This window comes from Gemmobacter fulvus (assembly GCF_018798885.1).
GTDB lineage: Bacteria > Pseudomonadota > Alphaproteobacteria > Rhodobacterales > Rhodobacteraceae > Gemmobacter > Gemmobacter fulvus.
In genome coordinates this window covers 2,509,534-2,533,354 of sequence record NZ_CP076361.1, presented here as the reverse complement: position 1 = coordinate 2,533,354, position 23,821 = coordinate 2,509,534, and the positions used below count along the sequence as shown (strand labels likewise).

Sequence of the window (23,821 nt, the reverse complement as noted above, 5' to 3'; positions counted from 1 at the left end):
CCATGTGGGGGCTGGCACAGGTGGCTTTGGGCGGGGCCATCGGCTCTGCTGCGCGCTATCTGACGGTGCTGGCCGCCCATCGCGCCTTTGGCATGGGCTTTCCGGTTGGCACGCTGCTGGTCAATGTGATCGGAAGCTTTGTGATGGGGGCGCTGTTTGTTACCCTTGCCGGGCGCGGCCAGCACCTGTTGCTGATGACCGGCGTTCTGGGCGGCTTCACCACGTTTTCGGCCTTTTCGCTGGATGCGTTCAAACTTTGGGAGGCGGGGCAATCCGGCGCCGCCGCCCTTTATGTCGCGCTCTCGGTGGCGCTCTCTCTTGCTGCGCTGGCTTTGGCCGTGTGGCTGTTCAAAGGATTTCTGGCATGAGTGGCGTGAAACTTCTGACTGTTTCAGCCGATGAGGGTGAACAGCGGCTGGACCGCTGGTTCAAGCGGCGCTTTCCCCTGCTGACGCAAGGGGCTGTGGAAAAGATGTGCCGCACCGGGCAGGTGCGCGTGGATGGCGCACGGGCCAAGGCCGCAGATCGCGTGGCCCCCGGCATGGTGATCCGTGTGCCACCGCTGCCGGAATCCGAGGCGCCCTCGCGCCCCGCCCGCGATGGGGTGAGCGCGGCGGATACCAAGATGATTCAGGCCTGCGTGCTGTTCAAGGATGAGCATATCATCGTGCTGAACAAACCGGCCGGGTTGCCCTCGCAGGGCGGCTCCGGGCAAGGCGACCGGCATGTGGATGGCCTGACCGAGGCGCTGAAATTCGGTTTCAAGGAGCGCCCGAAACTGGTGCATCGCCTGGACAAGGACACCTCGGGCGTGTTGGTTCTGGCCCGCACCGACCGGGTGGCGCGCGCGCTATCCGAAGCCTTCCGCCATCGCAATACCCGCAAGATCTATTGGGCCGTGGTCGCTGGCGTGCCGCATCCGCGGCAAGGGTCGATCAAATATGCCCTGATGAAAGCGCCCGGTCATGGCCGCGGCGGCGAAGGCGAAAAGATGATGTGCATCCACCCCGCCAAGGTGGATGACTATCCAGGCGCGAAACGGGCGCAGACCGATTATTTCACCCTCTGGTTCCTTGGCACCCGGCTGAGCTGGATGGCCCTGGAGCCGATCACCGGGCGCACGCACCAGCTGCGCGCGCATATGGCAGAGCTGGGGCATCCGATCATCGGCGATGGCAAATATGGGGGTTCGGGGCAGGAGAATCTGGGCGATGGCTGGGGTGCGCAGGGCGGCGGTGACATGTCGCGCAAACTGCATCTGCACGCGCGTCGGCTGAGCTTTCAGCACCCGATCACCAAGGCCGAGATGACCTTCACCGCCCCCCTGCCCGATCACATGCAGCGCACCTGGAAGCTGATGGACTGGAAAGAGACGGATGTGCCGGAAGATCCGTTCATGGTGGCACGATGAGCTGGAAGGCCAAACGGTTCTGGCAGGCAGCGACTGCGGTGCCCTGTGACGGCGGCTTTGCTGTCGCATTGGACGGGCGGCTGGTGAAAACGCCGGCCCACACCCTGTTGGCCGTGCCGACACAGGCACTGGCCGAGGTGATCGCGGCGGAATGGGATGCGCAGCAGGGCCAGATCCGGCCCGAGGCCATGCCCGCCACCCGCGCGGCCAATTCCGCGCTGGACAAGGTTGCCCCGCAATTTGCCGCCGTGGCCGATATGCTGGCGGAATATGGTGGCTCTGACCTGCTGTGTTACCGCGCGGATGGACCGGCCACGCTGGTGGCGCGGCAGGCTGCGGCTTGGGATCCGCTGCTGGATTGGGCTGCGGCACATTATGGCGCGCGCCTGACCGTGACCGCAGGCGTGGTGCATGTGGCGCAACCCGCTGAGGCGCTGGCGGCGCTGCGCGCGGCGGTACATCGCTGCACCCCGTTCGAACTGGCGGCGCTGCATGATCTGGTGGCAATCTCCGGTTCGCTGATCCTGGGCCTTGCCGTCACCGAAGCGCGACTGACGGCGGAGGAGGCCTTTGCCCTCAGCCGAATCGATGAACATTGGCAGAATGAGCAATGGGGCGTCGATGACGAGGCCGCAGCGCTAGAGGCGATCAAGCATCAGGCCCTGCGCGATGCCGCCCGATTCTACGAATTGTGCCGGTAACAATCTTGCACAAATAGCAGGCAGCACCTGCGCATCTTGCGCGCAATGGCGGGCAAGCCCCTAAGAAGCTGCACGTTAGCGCTAACGGAGTGGTTTCGCTTGACCTTTCAAAGCGCTTTGCACGAAACTGTCCCACACTGAGAGGGCCTCCCTCCATCAGTTTTCGACCCCGCCACAGGGGTTTTAATAACATCCGCCTGAAAATGGGCGGGAATTCAGGAAGAGGTACGCATGAAAAAACCCGTATTCCTTGGCACGCTTTCGGTCGCCGCACTTGCCGCCGGACTCGCCGGAGCAGGTACGCTGGACGACGTGAAGGCACGTGGCGAGCTGATCTGCGGTGTCAACGTCGGTCTGACCGGCTTTGGTGCCCCTGACGCGAACGGGGCCTATCAGGGCTTCGACGTGGCGCTGTGCAAGGCGGTTGCTGCGGCCGTTCTTGGCGATGCCTCCAAGGTGAAATATGTGCCCACCACCGGCGAGACCCGCTTCACCGCGCTGGCCTCGGGCGAAGTGGACGTGCTGATCCGCAACTCCACCTGGTCGTTCCAGCGTGACGTTGATCTGAAGTTCGATTTCGTCGGCGTCAACTACTATGACGGCCAGGGCTTCATGGTGAAAAAAGATCTTGGCGTGTCCTCCGCCAAGGAACTGGACGGCGCGACGGTCTGCATCCAGACCGGCACCACGACCGAACTGAACCTCGCCGACTTCTTCAAAGCCAACAACATGACCTACAAGCCGGTCACCGTTGCTGATGATTCCGAAGGCCAGCGCCAGTATCTCGCCGGTTCGTGCGACACCTACACCACCGACGCGTCGGGCCTTGCCGCCTCGCGCGCCACCATGCCGGATGCTGACAACCACATCATCCTGCCGGAGATCATCTCCAAAGAGCCGCTCGGCCCGCTGGTGCGTCATGGCGACAACCAATGGGGTGATGTGGTCCGCTGGACCTTCTTCGCGCTGCTGTCGGCCGAAGAATTCGGCATCACCTCGGCCAATATCGAAGAAATGGCCGCATCGACCCAAAACCCGGAAATCAAGCGTCTGCTTGGCATGGAAGGCGACTTGGGCGCGATGCTGGGTCTCGACAAAGACTGGTCCAAGCGCGCCATTGCCGCTTCGGGCAACTATGGCGAGATCTTCGAGGCGAATATCGGCTCGGCAACCCCGATCAAGCTGGCCCGCGGCCTGAATGCGCTGTGGACCCAAGGCGGCCTGCAATACGCCCCGCCCTTCCGCTGATCTGATCCCGGCGCGGGCGCGGCCTCAGGGCCAGTGCCCGCGCCCCCACCACACCGTTATACCTGCACCGCACCATAATTCACCGGGACAACCCGGACGCGGGCAGGCCCAGGGGGTACATTTCCATGGCTTTCGTCCAGGACACACCGAAAGAATCCTTTCGGTTGAGTATGCTTATTTATGACACACGGTATCGCTCGATCACCATTCAGGTGATTGTGCTGATCCTGTTCCTATTGTTCCTGTCCTGGTTGGTGAACAACACCATCCAGAACCTTGCAGCCAAAGACCGGACCTTCGATTTCGGGTTTCTGGGCGCGCGTGCAGGGTATGACATCAACCAGACGCTGATCAGTTACACCAATGACAGCACCCATGCCCGCGCCGCATTGATTGGCGTGCTGAACACGCTGCTGTCTGCGGTGGTGGGCTGCACACTGGCCACCATTCTGGGGGTCTTCATCGGCGTGTTACGGCTTTCCAAGAACTGGCTCGTGGGCCGCCTGATGACGGTCTATGTCGAGGTGTTCCGCAACGTGCCGGTGCTGCTGTGGATCTTGCTGGCAGGCACCATCCTGTCCGAGACGACCCCTGCACCCTCCGCCTATCGCGTCACCGAAGCCATGCAGGCCGCGGGCGAGGCCCCGAAGGCCAGCATGATCTTTGATGACAGCATCGCGCTGACCAATCGCGGCATCAACATGCCCGCGCCGATGGTCGACAACGGGCTGGGTCGGCTGGAGCTGGGACCGATCTCGATGAATGCCAATGTTCTGGCCTTCCTGATCGTGCTGGCTGCCGCGCTTTGGGCCAATCATCTGATCCGTTCCCATGCCAAACGTGTGCAGGAAGAGACCGGCATCCGCCCCACCACCTGGTGGAAAAGCATTGCCGTGATCGTGCTGCCGCTGCTGGTGCTGGGCTGGTGGCTGGGCTTCCATCTGGATTATCCGCGCCTGACCAAGTTCAACTTCACCGGCGGGATGGAAGTGTTACACTCTTTCACCGCGCTGACGGTTGCACTCGCGCTCTATACCGCTGCTTTCATTGCTGAAATCGTGCGCGCAGGCATCATGGCCGTGGCGCGCGGCCAGTCCGAGGCGGCGTTTGCCCTGGGCCTGCGTCCCGGTCGCACGATGAACCTGATCATCCTGCCGCAGGCGCTGCGCGTCATCATCCCGCCCTTGATCAGCCAGTATCTGAACCTGACCAAGAACACCTCGCTCGCCATTGCCGTATCCTACATGGATCTGCGGGGCACGCTTGGGGGGATCACCCTGAACCAGACCGGCAAAGAGCTGGAGTGCATGTTGCTGATGATGGCGATCTATCTGACCATCAGCCTCATCATCTCGTCGGTGATGAACATGTTCAACCGTGCCGTGAAGCTGAAGGAGCGCTGAGATGCAGGAACATATCTCGTATGTGCGCAGCCAGATGCTGCCGCCGCTGGATCCGCCTGCGGGCGAAAAAGGCGCGGTGAAATGGCTGCGGGAGAACCTGTTCTCCGGCCCGCTGAACTCGGTGCTGACCATCCTCGGTCTGCTGGCGCTGTATTGGGTGCTGAGCAATGCGCTGCCCTGGCTGCTGCATTCCGTATGGAATGCCAATTCGCTAGGCGAATGTCGGCAGATCATTGCAGAGCGCTGGGGCGAAGGTGCGACCGGGGCCTGCTGGGCCATGGTCAAGGCACGCTGGCACCAATATATCTTCGGCTTCTATCCACAATACCTCTACTGGCGTCCGACACTGGCCTTCTGCCTGCTGTTTGTTGCGCTGGCACCGGTGCTCTATACCGCCCTGCCCCGCAAGATGCTCTGGTTCACGGCACTCTATCCGGCGCTAATGTTCTGGCTGCTCTGGGGTGGCTCGGTCTGGGCGCCCGTGATGGCCATGGCCGGGTTCGGCGTGATGGCCGTGGTGTTCAAACTGGTCAGCGCCCGCTTTGGCGTGATCATCGGCGCCTCTGCCGGGTTTGTTGCGGCGGTGCTGTGGTGGCTTCTGGCCAGTGGTCCGGTCACGGCGGCGCTGCAAGGCGCGATCCCGCTGGGCATCGAGTCGGTCGACAGCGATCAGTTCGGTGGTTTCCTGCTGTCGATCGTCATCGGCATCACCGCGATTTCCGCATCACTGCCGATGGGCATCCTGCTGGCGCTGGGGCGTCGGTCGGACATGCTGCTGGTGCGCACGCTGTCGGTCGGGTTCATCGAATTCATCCGGGGCGTGCCGCTGATCACCCTGCTGTTCACCGCATCACTGCTGCTGCAATACTTCCTGCCGCCGGGCAATGATTTCGACATCATTCTGCGCGTGATCATCCTCGTAACCCTGTTTGCCGCGGCCTATATCGCCGAGGTGATCCGGGGTGGCCTTGCGGCGCTGCCGCGCGGCCAATACGAGGCGGGCGATGCGCTGGGTCTGGATTACTGGCAGGCGCAGCGGCTGATCGTGATGCCGCAGGCGCTCAAGATCTCCATCCCCGGCATCGTGTCGTCGTTCATCGGCCTGTTCAAGGATACCACGCTGGTGGCCTTTGTCGGGCTGAACGATCCGCTGAAAGGCATCACCCAGATCGTGCGGGCCGACATCAACTGGAAGGGCATCTACTGGGAACCCTACCTGTTCGCAGGCGCCCTCTTCTTCCTCATCTGCTTTGGCATGTCGCGCTACTCCATGTGGCTGGAGCGCAAGCTGAAGACCGATCACCGTTAAGGAGCGACATCCATGTCGGAACAAGCAATCGACCGTAGCAAGATGATGGTCTCGGATGAGGTCGCCATCCAGATCACCAATATGAACAAGTGGTATGGCAGCTTTCACGTGCTGCGCGATGTGAACATGACGGTGCAGAAGGGCGAGCGGATCGTGATCTGCGGCCCCTCCGGCTCTGGCAAATCCACACTGATCCGCTGCATCAACCGGCTGGAGGAACACCAGCAGGGCCAGATCATCGTGGATGGCACCGAACTGACCAATGATCTGAAGAACATCGACAAGGTGCGCTCAGAGGTCGGGATGGTGTTTCAGCATTTCAACCTGTTCCCGCATCTGACGATCCTGGAAAACTGCACCCTCGCTCCGATCTGGGTGCGCAAGGTGCCGAAGAAAGAAGCGGAAGAAACGGCCATGCACTTCCTTCGCAAGGTCAAAATCCCGGAACAGGCGCATAAATACCCGGGGCAATTGTCGGGCGGGCAGCAGCAGCGTGTGGCGATTGCTCGGTCGCTCTGCATGAAACCGCGCATCATGCTGTTTGACGAGCCAACCTCGGCCCTTGACCCCGAGATGATCAAAGAGGTGCTCGACACCATGATCAGCCTCGCGGAAGAAGGCATGACCATGCTCTGCGTGACGCATGAGATGGGCTTTGCACAGGCCGTGGCCAACCGCGTGATCTTCATGGATCAGGGCCAGATCGTCGAACAGAACGAACCGCGCGAGTTCTTCAACAACCCGCAAAGCGAGCGCACCAAACTGTTCCTGAGCCAGATCCTCGGGCATTAAAAAAAAGCGCGGGGGAGCGATCCCCCACGCGGTCGGCAGAGGGGTGCGGAGAGATCCGCACCCTTTTTTTCATGCGGATCAGGCCGCCATTTCGCGCGGGATGATGAAATCATCCACCGCAGCCATGCCCCAGCCCGCCTCTTCCCACGATTCGATGGCGAAATCGGCGACAAGGGTTGCCCCGGTCGGGAAGCGCTGGAATTCCGGGTTCAGCGGAGCCCGCGCCACAAGCCGCTGGGCAAATTCCGCAATGCCCGGATTGTGGCCGATCATCATCACCGTGTCTGCCGTGGCATGGCGCAGCACCGCCAGCATGACATCCGGCCCCGCATGATAGAGGGCGGGTTTCAGCGCCAGCACCGGGGTGCCCGGCAGGGCGGGCGCAATGCCCGACCAGGTTTTGCGGGTGCGCAGCGCATCAGAGCACAGCACCTCTTGCGGCACATAGCCGCGCGAGGCGAGCCAGGCCCCCAGATCTGCTGCCGCCATCTTGCCGCGCTCGTTCAGCGGGCGGTCATGGTCATTCATCAGCGGGTCATCCCAGCTGGATTTCGCGTGCCGTGTCAGGATCAGGCGTTTGGTCATCTGTGGAACTGCCCCCCGTGAAACATCGCCATGTGATAGGCGGAATGTTCTGGCAGTCTTGCATAGCTTTGCGACAGCGGGCAAGCGCGGCGCACATGACAACCGCCGCTCAGACAGGTTTGCCCGGCCTCAGTCTCCAGAAAACCGTGGCAGGCGGGCAGATCATAGCCCGCGCCGGTCAGCGCCCCGGCCGGGCAGGCGGTCAGGCAGGGCTGGGCGCAGGAGGTGCAGGGGCTCACCGCAGGTTCGGGCAGGTCCAGCGGCTGTTTCAGCGCTAGGGCCCCGCGATACGAGACAAAAAGCCCGGCCGTGTCATGCACCAGTAGCCGCACCGGGCTTTGCCAGGCCCGCCCCGAACGGAGCGCCCATTGAAAGAACGGATGATAGGGCGGCCCGCCAAAGGGAAACAGCGCCTTACCGCCAAGGTCGCAGGCCAGCCTGCCGATCACCCGGCGCGACCAGCGGTCCATCGGGTTTTCGCCGCCGTCCTGCCATTCCGGCTGGGCGGTGAAGGCAGGCCAGAACCCCGGCTCTGCCGGGCCGATCAGCAGCAGGCTGCGTGTGCCGGGGGGAAGCGTGGCGTCGTCCTTGGCGTGAAAGCCGCCAAAGACCGCCAGATGATGCGCTGCGAGCCGGGTCTGGATGCTGTGCAGGGTTGTCATCGCACGCGCCTCCCCTGCCCCTCGCCCGTGGTCAGCGGCGGATACGCGGCTTGACGCGCGGTTCGGTCGAGCGGATCTGGCTGCCCGCCCCATGATCGGTGAACAGTTCCAGCAGGCAGGCATTGGGCAGGCGGCCATCCAGAATGGTCACGGCCCGCACGCCCTGTTCCAACGCCAGCAGCGCCGTTTCGGTTTTGGGAATCATGCCGCCCGCAATCACCCCATCCGCCGTCATCTGGCGAATCTCTTCGGGAGAGATCTGGGTCATCACCTCGCCCGCCGCGTTTTTCACGCCCGACACATCGGTCAGCAGCAACAGACGATCCGCTTGCAACGCCCCGGCAATCGCGCCTGCGGCGGTATCGCCGTTCACGTTGAAGGTTTCATTGTCGGCCATGCCGGTCGCCACCGGCGCCACAACAGGAATGATGCCCGCCGCATAAAGATCGCGCAGCACCTGCACGTTCATTTCCACCGGCGTGCCGACGAAGCCCAGTTCCGGGTCATCGGCGACGCAGACCATCATGTCATCATCCTTGCCGGAAATGCCGACGGCCCGCCCGCCCTGATCGTTGATCGCCTGCACGATGCGCTTGTTGACCAGACCCGACAGGATCATCTCCACCACTTCGACCGTGGCCTTGTCGGTCACCCGCTTGCCGCGCACGAATTCGGATTTGATGCCCAGCTTGGCCAGCATCTCGTTGATCATCGGCCCGCCGCCATGCACCACCACCGGGTTCACGCCGACCTGACGCATCAGCACGATGTCACGGGCAAATTCGGCCATCGCATCATCGTCGCCCATCGCATTGCCGCCGAATTTCACGACGACAACCGCCCCCGAATAACGCTGAAGATGCGGCAGGGCTTCGGACAGCGTCTTTGCGGTGGCGTGGGGATCTTGCATGGTCGCAGTCTGCTTTTTCATGGGGGGCCGATCAGGGTTCGCGGGGTTCGGGCGCTTTGGTAGCCCCTTTGCGGCCCTCTGCCAAGCTTGCAAATCCGCGCTGCCTGCGTAGGGTGGCGGCATAACGCGCGGAGGCAGCGATGAGCGAGCAGAAAGTCATGGTTCTGACCGGTGCCAGCCGGGGTATCGGCCACGCCACGGTCAAACGGTTCGGCATGGAAGGCTGGCGCGTGCTGACCTGTTCCCGCCACGCCTTTGATCCGCGCTGCCCCTGGCCGGGCGGCGAGGAGAACCATATCCAGATTGATCTGGCCAGCCCTGATGCCACGATTGCGGCCATTGCCTCGATCAAGCAGAAGATCGGTGGCAAGCTGCATGCCCTTGTCAACAATGCCGGAATTTCACCAAAGGCGGCGGGGGGCGGGCGGCTGAACACGCTGGACACCGATCTTCGCACTTGGGGTCAGGTGTTCCACGTCAATTTCTTCGCCTCGATCGTGCTGGCGCGCGGCTTCAAGGACGAGTTGTCAGCGGCGAAAGGCTCGGTCGTCAACGTCACCTCGATCGCGGGCAGCCGGGTGCATCCGTTTGCCGGGGCGGCCTATTCCACCTCGAAGGCGGCGCTGGCGGCCCTGACGCGGGAAATGGCGCATGACTTCGGCCCGTTGGGTGTGCGGGTGAACGCGATTGCCCCGGGCGAGATCGAAACCTCGATCCTCAGCCCCGGCACAGATAAGATCGTCGAACAATTGCCGATGCGGCGGCTGGGCCAACCGCGCGAAGTGGCCGATGCCATCTGGTTTCTGTGTTCGGATCAGTCGAGCTATATTTCGGGGGCCGAGATTCAGGTCAACGGCGCGCAGCACGTCTGACGCTGCGCGTCAGCCGCCCTGCCGTTTGGCGCGCAGCTTGGCGAAATACTCGACCCGCTTTTTCAACTCGCGCTCAAACCCGCGTTCCGGCGGGATGTAAAAGACCGGGCGGCGCATGCCTTCGGGGAAATAATCCTGCCCCGAAAACCCGTCTTCGGCGTCATGGTCATAGGCATAACCCGCGCCATAGCCGATCTCTTTCATCAGTTTGGTCGGCGCATTGCGGATATGCAGCGGCGGTGGCTGGCTGCCGGTCTCGCGCGCGGCAGCCCGTGCGGCTTTGTAGGCGACATAGACCCCGTTCGATTTTGGCGCGAGCGCGATATAGACCACCGCATTGGCCAGCGCCAATTCGCCCTCCGGGCTGCCCAGCCGTTCATAGGTCTGCCAGCTGGCAAGACAGATCTCCTGCGCCTGCGGGTCGGCTAGGCCGATGTCCTCTACCGCCATGCGGATGATGCGGCGGGCCAGAAAGCGGGGATCTTCGCCACCTTCCAGCATCCGCGCAAACCAGTAGAGTGCGGCATCCGGGTCTGAACCGCGCACCGATTTGTGCAGCGCGGAAATCAGGTTGTAATGTTCTTCGCCGGACTTGTCGTATTTCGTGGCGCGCCGCATCAGCCGCTGTGACAGCTGCGCCCGGGTCAAAGGCTCGCCCTTGATCGCCGCCACTTGTTCGATCAGGTTCAGCAGGGCGCGCCCGTCGCCATCGGCCATTTCCAGCATCGCCTCGCGCGCCTCGGCCTTCAGCGGCAGGGCACGGCCCAGATCCTGCTCGGCCCGCTGCGCCAGCCGTTCCAGATCGGCCAAGCTCAGCCGTTCCAGCACGATCACCTGCGCCCGTGACAGCAAGGCGGCGTTCAGCTCGAAGCTCGGGTTTTCGGTGGTGGCCCCGACCAGAAGGATGGTGCCATCCTCCATATGCGGCAGAAAGCCGTCCTGCTGCGCCTTGTTGAAGCGGTGGATCTCGTCCACGAACAGCAAGGTGCCCTGGCCGTTGCTGCGCCGGATCTTGGCCTGCTCGAACACCTTGCGCAGTTCTGGCACGCCGGTGAAAATCGCGCTGATCTGCACAAAGGCATGGTCGGTCTGCGCCGCCAGCAGCCGCGCGATAGTGGTCTTGCCCACGCCGGGCGGCCCCCACAGGATCAGCGACGACAGACTGCCCGCCGCCAGCATCGCGCCCAGGGGCCCGTCCGGCCCCAGAACATGCGCCTGCCCGATCACCTCGGACAGGGAGCGCGGACGCAGACGATCCGCCAGAGGGCGCGGGGCCTCCGGCTGTGGGCGGGCGGGCGTGTCAAACAGATCGGACATGCGGGCAGACTACGCCCTCCCCCGGCGGGAGGGAAGATCAGATGCGGAAGCGCAGAAGAAGCGGGCGGCCACCGCGCAGCACCTCGATGCTCCAGCGCCGCTGGGTCGGTTGGGCAAGCGGCGCCACATCCCCGGGCTCCTGCACACGGGCGCCGTTGATCGCCAGCAGGATGTCGCCGCGCCGCAGCCCGCTGGCCGCCGCCAGATCATCCACCCCCGTCACCACCACGCCTTCCGTCACCTCGGAGGGCAGATCCATCTCGGCGGTGACCGCAGGGTTGATACGGGCCACAGACAGGCCGCGCAGCACCACATCGCCCTCCACCCGCTGTTCGGCGCGGGGTGGGCTGTCCGGCGGTGCCACCAGCGTCAGGCGCGCCTCCTTGGGGCTGCCCTGATGCAGGAAGCGCACCGTCACATCGCGCCCGATCCCCATGGCCGCCAGACGGAACATCACCTCTTGCGGGCTGTCGGTCAGCTCACCCTCCAGCGCGAGGATCACATCGCCCACGGCAAGGCCCGCCGCCTTGAACGGGCTTTCGGGATGCAGATCCGAGACGACCACACCCTCCGGGCGGGGCAGGCCCATCGCCTCGGCCATGCCCGCATCCATCGCCTGCCCGACGATCCCGGCCCAAGGTCGCTGAAAGCGGGTTTCTCCCGCCACGGCCTGATCCATGAAATTCTGCACAAGATTGGCTGGAATCGCAAAACCGATGCCATTGGAGCCGCCGCCCTTGGTCAGGATCGCGGTATTGATGCCGACCAGTTGCCCGCGCACATCAACCAGTGCGCCACCGGAGTTGCCCGGATTGATCGCCGCATCGGTCTGGATGAAATAGCCCCGCCCTGCCCCGATCGACAGGGTTGACCGCCCAAGGCCGGAAATGATGCCCGAAGACACGGTCTGTCCGACCCCGAAGGGATTGCCGATGGCCAGCACCAACTCGCCCACCTCCAGATCATCGGAATTGCGCAGGGGCAAGGCGGGCAGATCCTGCGCGCCTTCCAGTTGCAGCACCGCCAGATCGGCCTCTTCATCGGCCAGCAGCACATGCGCCCGGAACTCGCGCCGGTCGGCCAGCTCCACCCGGATCTCGGTCGCCTGCGCCACCACGTGATAGTTGGACACCACCACACCATCGGCGGCGACAATCACGCCCGAGCCAAGTGCATTTTCAAGCCGCGGGGTGCTGCGGCCATAGCCCTGAAAAAACTGTTCAAAGAACGGATCGCCCGCAAACGGGGTTTCGCGCCGCTGCACCACGACTGTCGCATAGATATTGACCACCGCCGGGGCGGCACTGCGCACAACCGGCGCGAAGCTCAGCGAAATTTCGGGGGCCGATTGCGGCACGGTTTCGGCGGACAGTGGCAGGGCACACCACAGCGCCAGAATCAGAGTCGGAAATCGTATCATGTCATTGCCTGCATTCTGGACCGCCTTGGCCCGCATCTGAAACAGCCGTCCCCCATATGGGGAGACGGCCTCGCGCTTGCAACGCTTCAATGCAGACGGTCCAGCAGGTTGATCGTCACGCATTGGCTTTCGTATCCGTCGAAATCCAGCACGCGCCCCGCCGCCTGTGCATCCAACCCGCAGCGCCCGGCCCAACGCGGCCAGCTGGCCGGAATGATGCCCACGACCCGCGCCGCGCCAAGTGTGCGGGCGGATTTGGTCATTTCGGTAATCAGATGGGCATGAACGCGGCGGCGGATCGCCATCGGCGTGTCATGGGCCACAAACACCCGGCTCGATTCCCAGATATGGGCATCCACCGGCGCCGGGGCATAGAGCAGATCGTCCGGAATGGTATCGAGCAGCCCGCGTTGCGCATCGCGGATCATGTAGCTGTAGATGCCACAGCGCGCCGTTGTGGGCGTCAGGCGGATACCCGCCAGCACGTTCGGCCCGTCATGGACGGCAATCCAGCGGCTCGCGGGGGTATCGTATTGGTCATATTCCATCCCCAGCGCCTCGGGCAGATCCCAGCGGTTCTGGATGATAAAGCTCTGCCGCCTTGCGCGAAAGATATTTGCCATCAGCTCGCCATGGTTGTGCATATTGGCAAAGGAAAGCGTCGTCGTTTGCATGAGTGTCACTCCGGCTAAGTGAAAAACCCCCGAAAACAGGGGAACGGCCGGCGCGTCAGATCAGGCGGTAGTCCTTGGCACGTTGAATGGCTTCTGCTGTGGTGCGGGCCAGCAACCGCTGGCGCGCAGAATTGAGCCGCGCCTTCAGCGCACTTTCGGAGATCCCGAGCTTCGCCGCCGCCGCCGCATGGCGATCACCAGCAGCGATGAGGCGGAGCGCACCGATCTGCGCGTCGGTCAGGTTTTCCGGCGGCTGGGTGACACGGTGCAGCCGGGAAATGATGGATTCGGCGCGGGCGATCTCCTCGTCGGTGAACTCCCGGTCGGCACGCGCCAGGCCGCTGATCGTCCGCGAGGACACCGGGCCACAGGACACAGACATGCCATAAACCAGACCATAGGACGCCGCTTGGCGCAGGATCCCGAAAGTATCGGGAAAGGCGATCTCGCTCCACCTTGTATGGCCCAGCGTCGTGAAGCCCCAGGCGATGATCGGATCCCGCATGGCATAGCCATGTTCGGTATAATGATCGGTCCAGGCTTGCGGATAGGTCTGGAAGGTCAGCAGCGGCGAGGTGAAACGGATGTGCAGCCCGATGAAATAGCCTGATGGCGCCAGCAAGGAAAGCTGGTGCAGATCAAGGTCTATGCCGCGCTGTATGGTCATCCGTCCGCTCTGTTCGATTCGGGTTCAACCTTAAGCTGCAACGCGTTGCGAGACCAGAGCCGACCCGGCGGGAGGTGCCCGCAAAGCCATGCTATAAAAAGAAAAAGGCCCGCCAGTGGCGGGCCTTGGGTGCCTGTGCGGCAAATCTTATGCGTCGGCGGCTTCTTCAGCAGCGGTGCGGGCATGATCAGCAGCGCCTTTGGCCGACGGATCACGATCCACGAATTCGATGATCGCCATCGGTGCCATGTCGCCATAACGGAAACCGGCTTTCAGGATGCGGATATAGCCGCCCTGACGGTTGGCATAGCGCGGGCCGAGGATGGCAAACAGCCGCTCCACATGACGGTCTTCTTTCAGCGCAGCCGCAGCCTGACGGCGGGCATGCAGGTCGCCGCGCTTGGCCAGCGTGATCAGTTTTTCAACGATCGGACGCAGTTCCTTGGCCTTCGGCAGCGTGGTCTTGATCTGCTCATGCTCGATGAGCGAGCCGGACATGTTGGCGAACAGCGCCTTGCGGTGTTCGTGGGTGCGGTTCAGGCGACGGTAGCCGCGAGCGTGACGCATGATGGTCTCCTAAGCGTTTTGCTTTGTACTGCCGCCCTGCGTTGGGGCGACTTCGTTGGGGCGGAATTGCCCAGGGGTTCCCCGCAATTGCGGGCATTTTCGCAGCGGGCGGGAGATCCCCCGCCCGGCCTGCTTAGAACTGGTCTTCGAAGCGCTTGGCCAGATCTTCGATGTTTTCCGGCGGCCAATCCTCGACATCCATGCCGAGGTGCAGGCCCATGCCCGAAAGCACTTCCTTGATCTCGTTCAGCGACTTGCGACCGAAGTTCGGCGTGCGCAGCATCTCTGCTTCGGTTTTCTGGATCAGATCGCCGATATAGACGATATTGTCGTTCTTGAGGCAGTTTGCCGAACGGACCGACAGTTCCAGTTCGTCGACCTTCTTCAGCAACAGCGGGTTGAATTCCAGCCCGTCTTCCACATCGCTGCGGGTTGCCGATTCCGGCTCGTCGAAGTTCACGAACACAGCCAGCTGATCCTGGAGGATGCGCGCGGCATAGGCCACGGCGTCTTCCGGCGTCAGCGCACCATTGGTTTCGATCTTCATGGTCAGCTTGTCATAATCCAGCACCTGACCTTCGCGGGTCGCGGTGACTTCATAGGACACTTTCTTGACCGGCGAGAAAATCGCGTCGATGGCAATCAGGCCGATCGGTGCATCTTCCGGCTTGTTCTTGTCTGCTGCGACATACCCTTTGCCGGTGTTCACGGTCAGTTCCATGAACACATCGGCACCGTCGTCGAGGTGGCAGATCACATGGTCCTTGTTCAGAACCTCGATGCCATTCGATTCGGAAATATCGCCCGCCGTCACGACGCCCGGCCCCTTGGCCGAGATCGACAGGCGCTTCGGCCCTTCGACTTCCATCTTCAGGCTGACGCCCTTGAGATTCAGCACGATGTCGGTCACGTCTTCACGCACGCCCGCCACCGACGAGAACTCATGCAGCACGTTGTCGATCTGCACCGAGGTGATGGCCCCGCCCTGAAGCGACGACATCAGCACGCGGCGCAGCGCGTTGCCGAGGGTCAGACCAAAGCCACGCTCCAGCGGCTCTGCGATGACAGTGGCAGTGCGCGAGGCATCGGGCCCCGGCTTCACAACCAATTGCATCGGTTTGATCAGTTCGGCCCAATTCTTGTGGATCATGCTGTCGCCTCCATACTTGTTCTCTGCCCATGTCCCGAAAGCAGACAACGCCCGAGGATCAGAAATACGAAACCGGGCCGCGCAACATGGCGCGGCCCGATTGAAATTATCGCGTCAGACGCGGCGACGCTTCGGCGGACGGCAGCCGTTATGCGCCAGCGGCGTCACGTCGCGGATCGAGGTGATGTTCAGACCAACAGCAGCCAGAGCGCGCAGAGCCGATTCACGACCCGAACCGGGGCCCTGAACTTCGACTTCCACGGTTTTCATGCCGTGTTCCTGGGCCTTGCGGGCCGCATCCTCGGCGGCCATCTGGGCCGCGTAGGGGGTCGATTTCCGCGAGCCTTTGAAGCCCATGGTGCCCGACGACGACCAGGAAATGGCGTTGCCCTGCACGTCCGAGATCAGGATCTTGGTGTTGTTGAACGAGGAGTTCACATGAACAACGCCAGCGGCGATGTTTTTGCGTTCCTTACGCTTCATACGGGTTTTATCGCGTGCCATATCTCAGCGCCCCTTATTTCTTCTTGCCGGCAATGGCCTTTGCAGGGCCTTTGCGGGTGCGTGCGTTGGTATGGGTACGCTGGCCGCGAACCGGCAGGTTGCGACGGTGACGCAGGCCACGGTAGCAGCCGAGGTCCATCAGACGCTTGATGTTCATCGAGGTTTCACGACGCAGGTCGCCCTCGACGGTGTAGTTCGCGTCGATATATTCGCGGATCGCCAGAACTTCAGCATCGGAAAGCTGGTTCACGCGGCGGGTCGGGTCGATGCCAACAGCAGCGCAAATCTGGTCTGCGGTGTGGTTGCCGATCCCGGTGATATAGGTGAGCGCGATCGGAACCCGTTTCGCGGTCGGGATGTTAACGCCAGCAATACGTGCCAAACGTGTCTTCCTTATGGTTGCGGTTCCGTAGTGCCAGAACCTTTTTTCACAACGCCAGCGTGGCAGACCGCCACCCGGCACTCACATCCCGGTCAATGGGACAAACCCAAACCACGGACGATTCCCTTGCGGGACGCCGTGGATTAGGGGCTTTTGACCCGCCAGTCAAGGGCAAGCCAAAGGGATTTCAGCTTTTGTCAAGAACTTTGGCAATAGCGGCGGCAACCGTGTCCATTTCCGCCAGCCCATCCACCGTGCTGAGCTGACCCTTGGCATAGTAGTAGCCGATCAGCGGCGAGGTTTTCTTGTAATATTCCATCAAGCGATGCTTGAGGCTGTCTTCGTTGTCATCGGCGCGGCGCACCATCGTCGTGCCGCCACAGGCATCGCAGGTGCCCGCCACCTTGGTCGGGCGGATCTGGTCATGATAGACCTCACCGCAGCTGCCACAGGTGTAACGGCCGGTGATGCGTGCCACCAGCGCCGCATCATCCACCTGCATCTCGACCACCGCATTCAGGCGCTGGCCGGTCTTGTCCAGCAGCTGCGCCAGAGCATCGGCCTGCGGCAGGGTGCGGGGGAAGCCATCAAAGATGAACCCGCCACCTGCATTGCCGGTGATTTTCTCTTCGATCAGGCCGATCACGATCTCGTCCGTGACCAGCCCGCCCTTGTCCATCACCTCGGCGACGCGCTTGCCCATCTCGGTGCCCGAGCTGCGCGCCTCGCGCAGCATGTCCCCGGTCGAGAGCTGCACCATGTTCCGCTCTTCCACCAGCCGCTTGGCCTGCGTGCCTTTGCCCGCGCCCGGCGGCCCAAGAAGAATGATATTTACCATGGTGAGACTTCCCTCTTCCCTCAGCGACGTGTCGGGGTCTTTGCCCCGCGTTTCTTGCCGCGCAACTGTGACTTTTCGATCAGCCCTTCATATTGATGGGCCAGCAGATGCGACTGCACCTGGTTGATGGTGTCCATGGTGACCGAAACCACGATCAGCACGGAAGTCCCACCAAAGTAGAACGGGATGGACAACTGGCTGCGGATCACCTCCGGCAACAGACAGACGAGGGCGAGATAGCCCGCGCCCAGCACCAGCACACGATTCACCACATATTCCAGATATTCCTCGGTCTTCTTGCCGGGACGGATGCCGGGCACAAAGCCGCTCTGGTTTTTCAGGTTCTCTGCCACATCATCAACCTTGAAGCTGACGTTGTGGGTGTAGAAATACGCGAAGAACACGATCATGGCGGTGAAGAACAGCAGATACAGCGGCTGCCCCGGCCCGAAATAGGCAAGGATGGTCGACATCACCGGCCCGGTGGCCGAGCCCGAGAAGGCGGCGATGGTCGTCGGCAGCAGCAGCAGCGACGAGGCGAAGATCGCCGGGATCACGCCCGCCGGGTTCACCTTGATCGGCAGGTGGCTGGAGCCGCCATCATAGATCTTCATGCCCACCTGACGGCGGGGATACTGAATATGGATCTTGCGCAGCGCGCGTTCCATGAACACCACGAAGGCAATCACCGCCACGACCATGATCAGCACACCAACGATCACCGCAGGCGAAATCGCCCCCGAGCGGCCCTGGCTGAAGAACTGTGCAAGCGCGGCCGGGATCTCGGCCACGATGCCGACGAAGATGATCAGCGAAATGCCATTGCCGATGCCGCGCGCCGTGATCTGCTCACCGATCCACATCAGGAACATGGTGCCGCCAACCAGCGTGATGACGCAGGCAAGCCGGAAGAACATGCCTGGATCATGCGCCAGATCGCCAGCCTCCAGGCTGAGCGCGATGCCCCAGGCCTGAAACACAGCCAGCGCCACGGTGCCGTAGCGGGTATATTGGTTGATCTTCTTGCGGCCCTGCTCGCCCTCTTTCTTCAGCTGCTCCAGCTGCGGCACCATGGCCGTCAGAAGCTGCACGATGATCGAGGCCGAAATATAGGGCATGATGCCAAGGGCAAAGATGCCCATGCGGCTGATGGCGCCGCCGGTAAACATGTTCAGGATGCCGCCGAGACCCGCCGACACGCCCGACATGAACTCGCGCAGCTGTGCCCCGTCGATGCCCGGAACCGGGATAAAGGTGCCCAGACGGTAGACGATCAGCAGGCCGATTGTAAAAAGAATGCGTTGGCGAAGGTCGCTTGCCTTGCCAAAGGCGCCCCAGCTCAGGTTCGCCGCCATTTGCTCTGCAGCAGATGCCATGCCCAGTTCTTTCATGAGAGCGCCGCCGAACCGGGTTTTCCGGTCGGCGGCGCGGGAAAACTTGACCCGATGTAAGCGGTCTGGCGACCGCTCACAACCTTTATTCCGCCGCAGCAGCCACAGCTTCCGCCACGGTCAGCGTGCCACCAGCCTTGGCGACCGCTTCAACCGCCGCAGCCGAGGCCCCGGTGACTTTCAGGGTGACAGCCGAGGTGATCTCGCCCTTGTTCAGAACGCGCACACCGTCAAGCTGACGACGCACGAGGCCGGAAGCCACCAGCACTTCTTCGGTCAGTTCCGAAGCGGCGTTGAGCTTGCCCTCGTTGATGAATTTCTGGATCAGCCCGAGGTTGACCACAGCGTAATGCTTTGCATTCGGCTTGGTGAAGCCGCGCTTCGGCAGACGACGGTACAGCGGCATCTGGCCGCCTTCGTAACCACCGATGGCAACGCCCGAACGCGATTTCTGGCCCTTGATACCACGGCCAGCGGTTTTGCCTTTGCCCGAACCCGGACCGCGTGCCACGCGCTTTTTCTTGCGGGCTGCGCCTTGGTTGTCGGAAAGTTCATGAAGTTTCATGTCGCTATCTCCTGGCCGGAACTGCCCCGCCAGCGACGGATGGGGCAAACACGGCATTTCTTGTTGATTCAGGGCGTCACGGAGTGATTCCCTGAGCGCCTAATAAAAGGGAAAGGCGCGCGGATCAAGCCGCGCGCCTCTCTTTTCCGTCTGGCGGAGAGCCCCCCGCCCTACGCGTTCAGCCGCGCTCTTCGATGATCTTCACAAGATGCGAGATCTTGTTGACCATGCCACGGACGGAAGGCGTATCTTCCAGTTCGCGGGTGCGGTTCATCTTGTTCAGGCCAAGACCTTTGAGGGTCGCGGTCTGGATCGCGGGACGGCGAGCGGCCGAGGCCACCTGCTTCACGACGATGGTTTTACCAGCCATTGTCCAGCTCCTTACGCTTCGACGACTTCAGCGTCGGGCTTCTTCAGGATGTCGGCCACTTTCTTGCCGCGACGCTGCGCGACCTGACGGGGGGACGATTCCTGCTTCAGACCGTCGATGGTCGCGCGGATCATGTTGTAGGGGTTCTGCGAGCCGAGCGACTTCGCCACAACGTCTTGCAGGCCCAGCATTTCGAACACGGCGCGCATCGGACCACCGGCGATGATGCCGGTACCCGCAACGGCGGCCCGCATCACAACCTTGCCAGCGCCATGACGGCCCTCCATGTCGTGGTGCAGGGTGCGGGCGTCCTTCAGCGGCACGCGGATCATCTGGCGCTTGGCCTGTTCCGTTGCCTTGCGGATCGCTTCCGGCACTTCTTTCGCTTTGCCTTTGCCGAAACCCACGCGGCCGCGCTGATCGCCGACCACCACGAGGGCTGCAAAGCCGAAGCGCTTGCCGCCTTTCACGGTTTTCGACACGCGGTTGATCGCGACCAGACGGTCAGCGAATTCCGGGGTCTCTTCACGAGCATCGCTGCGACGATCATCGCGGCGGCCCTGGCGGTTTTCACGTTCTGCCATTTTTCAACTCCTCAGAACTTAAGTCCGCCTTCACGGGCAGCCTCGGCCAAAGCCTTGATCTTGCCGTGAAAGAGGAAACCACCGCGGTCGAAATAGCACTCTTCGACACCGGCCTTTTTCGCGCGCTCGGCAATCGTCGCACCCACCTTGGCGGCGGCTTCGACGTTGTTCTTGCCCACGAAGCCCAGATCCTTTTCGAGGGTCGAGGCCGAAGCGAGCGTGACACCGTTCACGTCGTCGATCAGCTGAACAGAAATGTTCTTGCTGGAACGATGCACGGACAGGCGCGCACGCCCGTTCGACATCGCCTTGATCTTGTTCCGGACGCGCAGGCGGCGCTTGAGGAACAGCTCTCTCTTGTTGTTCGCCATGATCCCGGTCCTTACTTCTTCTTGCCTTCCTTGCGGAAGACGAACTCGTCCTTGTACCGGATGCCTTTGCCTTTGTAGGGCTCGGGGCGTTTCCAGTCACGGATGTTCGCGGCGACCTGACCAACGAGCTGTTGATCGATCCCTTCCACAACGATTTCGGTTTGCTTGGGCGCGGTAACGGTCACGCCCTGCGGCACTTCGAAGTTGACCTCATGCGAATAGCCGAGCGACAGCTTCAGAATATTGCCGGCCATCGCGGCGCGGTAACCCACGCCCTGAATTTCCAGCTCTTTCTTGAAGCCAGCGGTCACGCCGGTCACAAGGTTTTCCACCTGCGAGCGCACCATGCCCCACTGCTGACGAGCGCGCTTGGAGGTGCCGCGCGGCGTCACCTTCACTGCACCCTCTTCGAGCGCCAGCGTCACGTCGTCGGTCGCGGTGAAGCTGCGGGTGCCTTTCGGCCCCTTCACTTCCACGGTCTGACCTTTGACTTCGGCCGATACGCCTTTCGGCAGAGCGACGGGCTTTTTGCCAATACGAGACATATACCCCTCCTCAGAACACGGTGCAGAGCACTTCGCCACCAACATTGGCGGAGCGTGCTGCTGCATCGGACATGACGCCTTTCGGCGTGGAGACGATCGAAACACCGAGGCCATTGCGCACGGACGGAATGTCCTTGACGCCCATGTACACGCGGCGGCCCGGCTTCGAGACGCGCTTCAGGTCACGGATGACCGGCGTGCCTTCGAAGTATTTCAGGCTGATCGTCAGCTCGCCCTGACCGTTTTCGGTCTCGGACTTCTCATAACCCCGGATGTAGCCTTCGTCGGCCAGCACATCCAGAACCCAGGCGCGCAGTTTCGAAGCCGGGGATTTGACGGTGGACTTGCCACGCATCTGGGCGTTGCGGATACGGGTCAGCATATCGCCGAGAGGATCGTTCATCGACATGATCTTACCTCCTTACCAGCTCGACTTCACCATGCCGGGAATCTGACCGAAGGAGGCCAGTTCGCGCAGCATGATCCGCGAGAGTTTGAGCTTACGGTAGTAAGCATGGGGACGGCCGGTCAGCTGGCAGCGGTTGTGCAGCCGGGTCGCGGACGAGTTGCGGGGCAGACCGGCGAGTTTCTGAGCAGCGGTGAAGCGCTCGGCAACCGGCAGGTCCTGGTTCTTGATGATCTCTTTGAGAGCAGCGCGCTTGGCGGCGTAGACGTCCACCAGGTGCTGACGCTTCTTCTCGCGTTCGATCATGGATTTTTTAGCCATAATGTCTTTCCTCGCGCGATCAGCTGGTGAACGGCATGTTGAAGTGCTTCAGCAGCGACTTCGCTTCCGCGTCGGTCTTCGCAGTGGTGCAGATGATGATGTCCATGCCCAGAACGTCGTCGATCTTATCGAAGTCGATCTCGGGGAACACGATCTGCTCTTTGAGGCCCATCGCGTAGTTGCCGCGGCCGTCAAACGATTTGCCGTTCACGCCGCGGAAGTCGCGGACGCGGGGCAGAGCGATGTTGATCAGACGGTCGAGGAATTCATACATACGGTCGCCACGCAGGGTGACCTTGCAGCCCAGAGGCATCTCTTCCCGCACACGGAAGCCGGCGATCGACTTCTTGGCATGGGTGATGACAGCTTTCTGGCCGGCAATGGCGGTCATCTGCTCGGCTGCGGCTTTCACCTTCTTGGTGTCTTTCACAGCTTCGCCGACGCCCATGTTCAGGACAATCTTGTCCAGACGCGGGATCTGCATGTCGTTCTTGTAGGCGAATTCTTCTTTCAGCGCCGCACGGATGCGGGCCTTGAATTCGGCCTTCAGACGCGGGGTATAGGTGGCAGCGTCAAGCATCAGATCACGTCCCCCGTGGTCTTGGCGAAGCGAACCTTCTTGTCGCCTTCCATGCGGAAGCCAACGCGGGTCGGTTTGCCATTCTTGTCAACGATCGCCAGGTTCGACAGGTCGATCGGCATCGCTTTTGCGATACGGCCACCCTGCGACGCGGCAGATTGCTTGGTGTGACGGATGGCGATGTTGACGCCTTCCACGACGGCCTTGTTGACCGAGGGGTTCACCGAGGCGATTTCGCCCTGCTTGCCCTTGTCCTTGCCCGTCAGCACGACGACCTTGTCGCCCTTTTTAAGCTTCGCAGCCATCAGAGCACCTCCGGCGCCAGCGAGATGATCTTCATGAAGTTCTTCGCACGCAGCTCACGCACGACCGGCCCGAAGATACGGGTGCCAACCGGCTCGCCCTGATTGTTCAGGATGACGGCAGCGTTACGGTCAAAGCGGATCGAGGTGCCGTCTTCACGGCGAACTTCTTTTGCGGTGCGCACGACAACGGCCTTACGGACGTCGCCTTTTTTCACGCGACCGCGCGGAATGGCTTCCTTCACCGACACCACAATGATGTCGCCGACGCTTGCATAGCGCCGATGGGAACCACCCAGAACCTTGATGCACTGAACTCGGCGAGCGCCAGAGTTATCAGCAACATCCAGATTGGTCTGCATCTGGATCATTTGGTTTCTCCCGACCTTTGGGCCCCCTAATCCGAGAGGGTCCCAGGGTTTCGTTCAAGGCTGAACGATGGGTCGAAGCTTATGCCTCGACTACCACCGTCCAACGTTTGGTCTTCGAGATCGGCGCGCACTCTTCGATGCGAACAGTGTCACCAATCTTGAACTTGTTTTCCGCATCGTGAGCGCGATATTTCTTCGACTTACGGACGGTCTTTTGCAGCAGCGGGTGCTTGAAGCGGCGCTCGACCAGAACCGTGATGGTCTGCTCGTTCTTGTCGCTCGTCACGGTGCCTTGCAGGATGCGTTTGGGCATGTGCGTGCTCCTCAGTTCGCCGCCGCTTCAGCGGCTTTTTGGTTCAGGACCGTCTTCACACGGGCCGCGTCACGACGGACAGCGCGCATGCGGGCGGTGTTCTCAAGCTGGCCGGTCGCTTGCTGGAAGCGCAGGTTGAACGCTTCTTTTTTCAGCGCCAGCAGCTGCTCGCGCAGCTGTTCCGGCGTCTTGGCCTTCAGTTCCGTGGCGGTCATGCGCCTTTTCCTTTTTCAATCACCAGAGGGCCCCTGCCGTAACGCAGGGTGACCTGTGTTCTGGTGGATCAATGA

The 23,821-nt window shown here is 62.1% G+C and carries 33 protein-coding genes; 8 read left to right on the top strand and 25 right to left on the bottom strand.

Translation table 11 applies throughout. The annotated features are described in order from the left end of the window. Window positions 1-2: 2 nt before the first annotated feature. The 7 genes from crcB (at window position 3) to KM031_RS12260 (ending at window position 6,864) form a co-directional block, all read left to right on the top strand. Window positions 3-368 (top strand): fluoride efflux transporter CrcB, encoded by a 366-nt coding sequence (gene crcB / locus KM031_RS12290; RefSeq protein WP_215504626.1) that lies wholly within the window; start codon window positions 3-5, stop codon window positions 366-368. Continuing rightward, entirely contained in the window at window positions 365-1,411 is a 1,047-nt protein-coding gene (locus tag KM031_RS12285; RefSeq protein WP_215504627.1) for an RluA family pseudouridine synthase, read from the top strand. Before crcB ends, KM031_RS12285 begins: the two co-directional genes overlap by 4 nt. Beyond that, the gene (locus tag KM031_RS12280; protein ID WP_215504628.1) at window positions 1,408-2,112 is read left to right on the top strand and encodes an ATP12 family chaperone protein; all 705 of its coding nucleotides are present in this window, start codon (window positions 1,408-1,410) and stop codon (window positions 2,110-2,112) included. The genes KM031_RS12285 and KM031_RS12280 overlap by 4 nt, the downstream gene beginning before the upstream one ends. Window positions 2,113-2,343: 231 nt before the next feature. After that, window positions 2,344-3,360, top strand: coding sequence for an amino acid ABC transporter substrate-binding protein (locus KM031_RS12275; RefSeq protein WP_215504629.1), 1,017 nt, complete (start codon window positions 2,344-2,346; stop codon window positions 3,358-3,360). Window positions 3,361-3,485: 125 nt separating this feature from the next. Further along, window positions 3,486-4,763, top strand: a complete 1,278-nt coding sequence (locus tag KM031_RS12270; protein ID WP_215504630.1) for an amino acid ABC transporter permease — start codon at window positions 3,486-3,488, stop codon at window positions 4,761-4,763. 1 nt (window position 4,764) lies between these two features. After that, window positions 4,765-6,072, top strand: coding sequence for an amino acid ABC transporter permease (locus KM031_RS12265; RefSeq protein ID WP_215504631.1), 1,308 nt, complete (start codon window positions 4,765-4,767; stop codon window positions 6,070-6,072). A gap of 12 nt (window positions 6,073-6,084) precedes the next feature. Further along, entirely contained in the window at window positions 6,085-6,864 is a 780-nt protein-coding gene (locus KM031_RS12260; protein WP_281417226.1) for an amino acid ABC transporter ATP-binding protein, read from the top strand. Window positions 6,865-6,942: 78 nt separating this feature from the next. Here KM031_RS12260 and KM031_RS12255 read toward each other — a convergent pair whose 3' ends face one another. Genes KM031_RS12255 through argB form a run of 3 tightly spaced genes read right to left on the bottom strand, consistent with a single transcriptional unit; the run spans window position 6,943 to window position 9,021 of the window. Beyond that, complete coding sequence (locus KM031_RS12255) at window positions 6,943-7,449, bottom strand: SixA phosphatase family protein (RefSeq protein ID WP_215504632.1); 507 nt, start codon at window positions 7,447-7,449, stop codon at window positions 6,943-6,945. Further along, window positions 7,446-8,111, bottom strand: coding sequence for a ferredoxin (locus tag KM031_RS12250; RefSeq protein WP_215504633.1), 666 nt, complete (start codon window positions 8,109-8,111; stop codon window positions 7,446-7,448). Before KM031_RS12250 ends, KM031_RS12255 begins: the two co-directional genes overlap by 4 nt. A 31-nt stretch (window positions 8,112-8,142) precedes the next feature. Further along, a complete protein-coding gene (gene argB, locus KM031_RS12245) occupies window positions 8,143-9,021 on the bottom strand; it encodes an acetylglutamate kinase (RefSeq protein WP_246566987.1) in 879 nt (292 codons plus the stop codon). A 140-nt stretch (window positions 9,022-9,161) separates the two neighbouring features. Between argB and KM031_RS12240 the strand changes: the two genes are divergently transcribed. Beyond that, window positions 9,162-9,893, top strand: coding sequence for an SDR family NAD(P)-dependent oxidoreductase (locus KM031_RS12240; protein WP_215504635.1), 732 nt, complete (start codon window positions 9,162-9,164; stop codon window positions 9,891-9,893). A 9-nt stretch (window positions 9,894-9,902) separates the two neighbouring features. Here KM031_RS12240 and KM031_RS12235 read toward each other — a convergent pair whose 3' ends face one another. From KM031_RS12235 to rpmC, 22 genes are all read right to left on the bottom strand, one after another. Continuing rightward, a complete protein-coding gene (locus tag KM031_RS12235; protein WP_215504636.1) occupies window positions 9,903-11,210 on the bottom strand; it encodes a replication-associated recombination protein A in 1,308 nt (435 codons plus the stop codon). A gap of 37 nt (window positions 11,211-11,247) precedes the next feature. Further along, on the bottom strand, window positions 11,248-12,630 hold the full coding sequence (locus tag KM031_RS12230) for a Do family serine endopeptidase (protein WP_215504637.1): 1,383 nt from the start codon (window positions 12,628-12,630) through the stop codon (window positions 11,248-11,250). Between the two features lie 86 nt (window positions 12,631-12,716). Beyond that, window positions 12,717-13,304 (bottom strand): acyl-homoserine-lactone synthase, encoded by a 588-nt coding sequence (locus tag KM031_RS12225; protein ID WP_215504638.1) that lies wholly within the window; start codon window positions 13,302-13,304, stop codon window positions 12,717-12,719. Window positions 13,305-13,359: 55 nt separating this feature from the next. Continuing rightward, on the bottom strand, window positions 13,360-13,971 hold the full coding sequence (locus KM031_RS12220) for an autoinducer binding domain-containing protein (protein ID WP_215504639.1): 612 nt from the start codon (window positions 13,969-13,971) through the stop codon (window positions 13,360-13,362). Between the two features lie 147 nt (window positions 13,972-14,118). Continuing rightward, complete coding sequence (rplQ, locus tag KM031_RS12215; RefSeq protein WP_215504640.1) at window positions 14,119-14,538, bottom strand: 50S ribosomal protein L17; 420 nt, start codon at window positions 14,536-14,538, stop codon at window positions 14,119-14,121. A gap of 133 nt (window positions 14,539-14,671) precedes the next feature. Beyond that, window positions 14,672-15,688, bottom strand: a complete 1,017-nt coding sequence (locus KM031_RS12210) for a DNA-directed RNA polymerase subunit alpha (protein WP_215504641.1) — start codon at window positions 15,686-15,688, stop codon at window positions 14,672-14,674. A 114-nt stretch (window positions 15,689-15,802) separates the two neighbouring features. Then, on the bottom strand, window positions 15,803-16,192 hold the full coding sequence (gene rpsK, locus KM031_RS12205; RefSeq protein ID WP_215504642.1) for a 30S ribosomal protein S11: 390 nt from the start codon (window positions 16,190-16,192) through the stop codon (window positions 15,803-15,805). A gap of 13 nt (window positions 16,193-16,205) precedes the next feature. Then, window positions 16,206-16,574: a 30S ribosomal protein S13 gene (rpsM, locus tag KM031_RS12200; protein ID WP_215504643.1), complete on the bottom strand. Its 369-nt coding sequence runs from the start codon at window positions 16,572-16,574 to the stop codon at window positions 16,206-16,208. A gap of 187 nt (window positions 16,575-16,761) precedes the next feature. Then, window positions 16,762-17,412: an adenylate kinase gene (locus KM031_RS12195; protein ID WP_215504644.1), complete on the bottom strand. Its 651-nt coding sequence runs from the start codon at window positions 17,410-17,412 to the stop codon at window positions 16,762-16,764. 20 nt (window positions 17,413-17,432) lie between these two features. Further along, entirely contained in the window at window positions 17,433-18,788 is a 1,356-nt protein-coding gene (gene secY / locus KM031_RS12190) for a preprotein translocase subunit SecY (RefSeq protein WP_215504645.1), read from the bottom strand. 100 nt (window positions 18,789-18,888) lie between these two features. Continuing rightward, window positions 18,889-19,368, bottom strand: coding sequence for a 50S ribosomal protein L15 (rplO, locus tag KM031_RS12185; RefSeq protein ID WP_215504646.1), 480 nt, complete (start codon window positions 19,366-19,368; stop codon window positions 18,889-18,891). 178 nt (window positions 19,369-19,546) lie between these two features. Next, on the bottom strand, window positions 19,547-19,738 hold the full coding sequence (rpmD, locus tag KM031_RS12180; protein ID WP_215504647.1) for a 50S ribosomal protein L30: 192 nt from the start codon (window positions 19,736-19,738) through the stop codon (window positions 19,547-19,549). 11 nt (window positions 19,739-19,749) lie between these two features. Next, the gene (rpsE, locus tag KM031_RS12175) at window positions 19,750-20,322 is read right to left on the bottom strand and encodes a 30S ribosomal protein S5 (RefSeq protein ID WP_215504648.1); all 573 of its coding nucleotides are present in this window, start codon (window positions 20,320-20,322) and stop codon (window positions 19,750-19,752) included. An 11-nt stretch (window positions 20,323-20,333) separates the two neighbouring features. Next, the gene (gene rplR, locus KM031_RS12170) at window positions 20,334-20,693 is read right to left on the bottom strand and encodes a 50S ribosomal protein L18 (RefSeq protein ID WP_215504649.1); all 360 of its coding nucleotides are present in this window, start codon (window positions 20,691-20,693) and stop codon (window positions 20,334-20,336) included. 11 nt (window positions 20,694-20,704) lie between these two features. Next, window positions 20,705-21,238: a 50S ribosomal protein L6 gene (rplF, locus tag KM031_RS12165; protein ID WP_215504650.1), complete on the bottom strand. Its 534-nt coding sequence runs from the start codon at window positions 21,236-21,238 to the stop codon at window positions 20,705-20,707. Window positions 21,239-21,248: 10 nt separating this feature from the next. Further along, complete coding sequence (gene rpsH / locus KM031_RS12160) at window positions 21,249-21,647, bottom strand: 30S ribosomal protein S8 (RefSeq protein ID WP_215504651.1); 399 nt, start codon at window positions 21,645-21,647, stop codon at window positions 21,249-21,251. A gap of 12 nt (window positions 21,648-21,659) precedes the next feature. Further along, a complete protein-coding gene (gene rpsN / locus KM031_RS12155; RefSeq protein ID WP_215504652.1) occupies window positions 21,660-21,965 on the bottom strand; it encodes a 30S ribosomal protein S14 in 306 nt (101 codons plus the stop codon). A gap of 19 nt (window positions 21,966-21,984) precedes the next feature. Further along, window positions 21,985-22,545, bottom strand: coding sequence for a 50S ribosomal protein L5 (rplE, locus tag KM031_RS12150; protein WP_215504653.1), 561 nt, complete (start codon window positions 22,543-22,545; stop codon window positions 21,985-21,987). Beyond that, on the bottom strand, window positions 22,545-22,850 hold the full coding sequence (rplX, locus tag KM031_RS12145) for a 50S ribosomal protein L24 (protein ID WP_215504654.1): 306 nt from the start codon (window positions 22,848-22,850) through the stop codon (window positions 22,545-22,547). The genes rplE and rplX overlap by 1 nt, the downstream gene beginning before the upstream one ends. Continuing rightward, a complete protein-coding gene (gene rplN / locus KM031_RS12140) occupies window positions 22,850-23,218 on the bottom strand; it encodes a 50S ribosomal protein L14 (protein ID WP_035714274.1) in 369 nt (122 codons plus the stop codon). Before rplN ends, rplX begins: the two co-directional genes overlap by 1 nt. 79 nt (window positions 23,219-23,297) lie before the next feature. After that, complete coding sequence (gene rpsQ, locus KM031_RS12135; protein ID WP_215504655.1) at window positions 23,298-23,531, bottom strand: 30S ribosomal protein S17; 234 nt, start codon at window positions 23,529-23,531, stop codon at window positions 23,298-23,300. A gap of 11 nt (window positions 23,532-23,542) precedes the next feature. Continuing rightward, entirely contained in the window at window positions 23,543-23,746 is a 204-nt protein-coding gene (gene rpmC, locus KM031_RS12130) for a 50S ribosomal protein L29 (protein ID WP_215504656.1), read from the bottom strand. Window positions 23,747-23,821 lie beyond the last annotated feature (75 nt).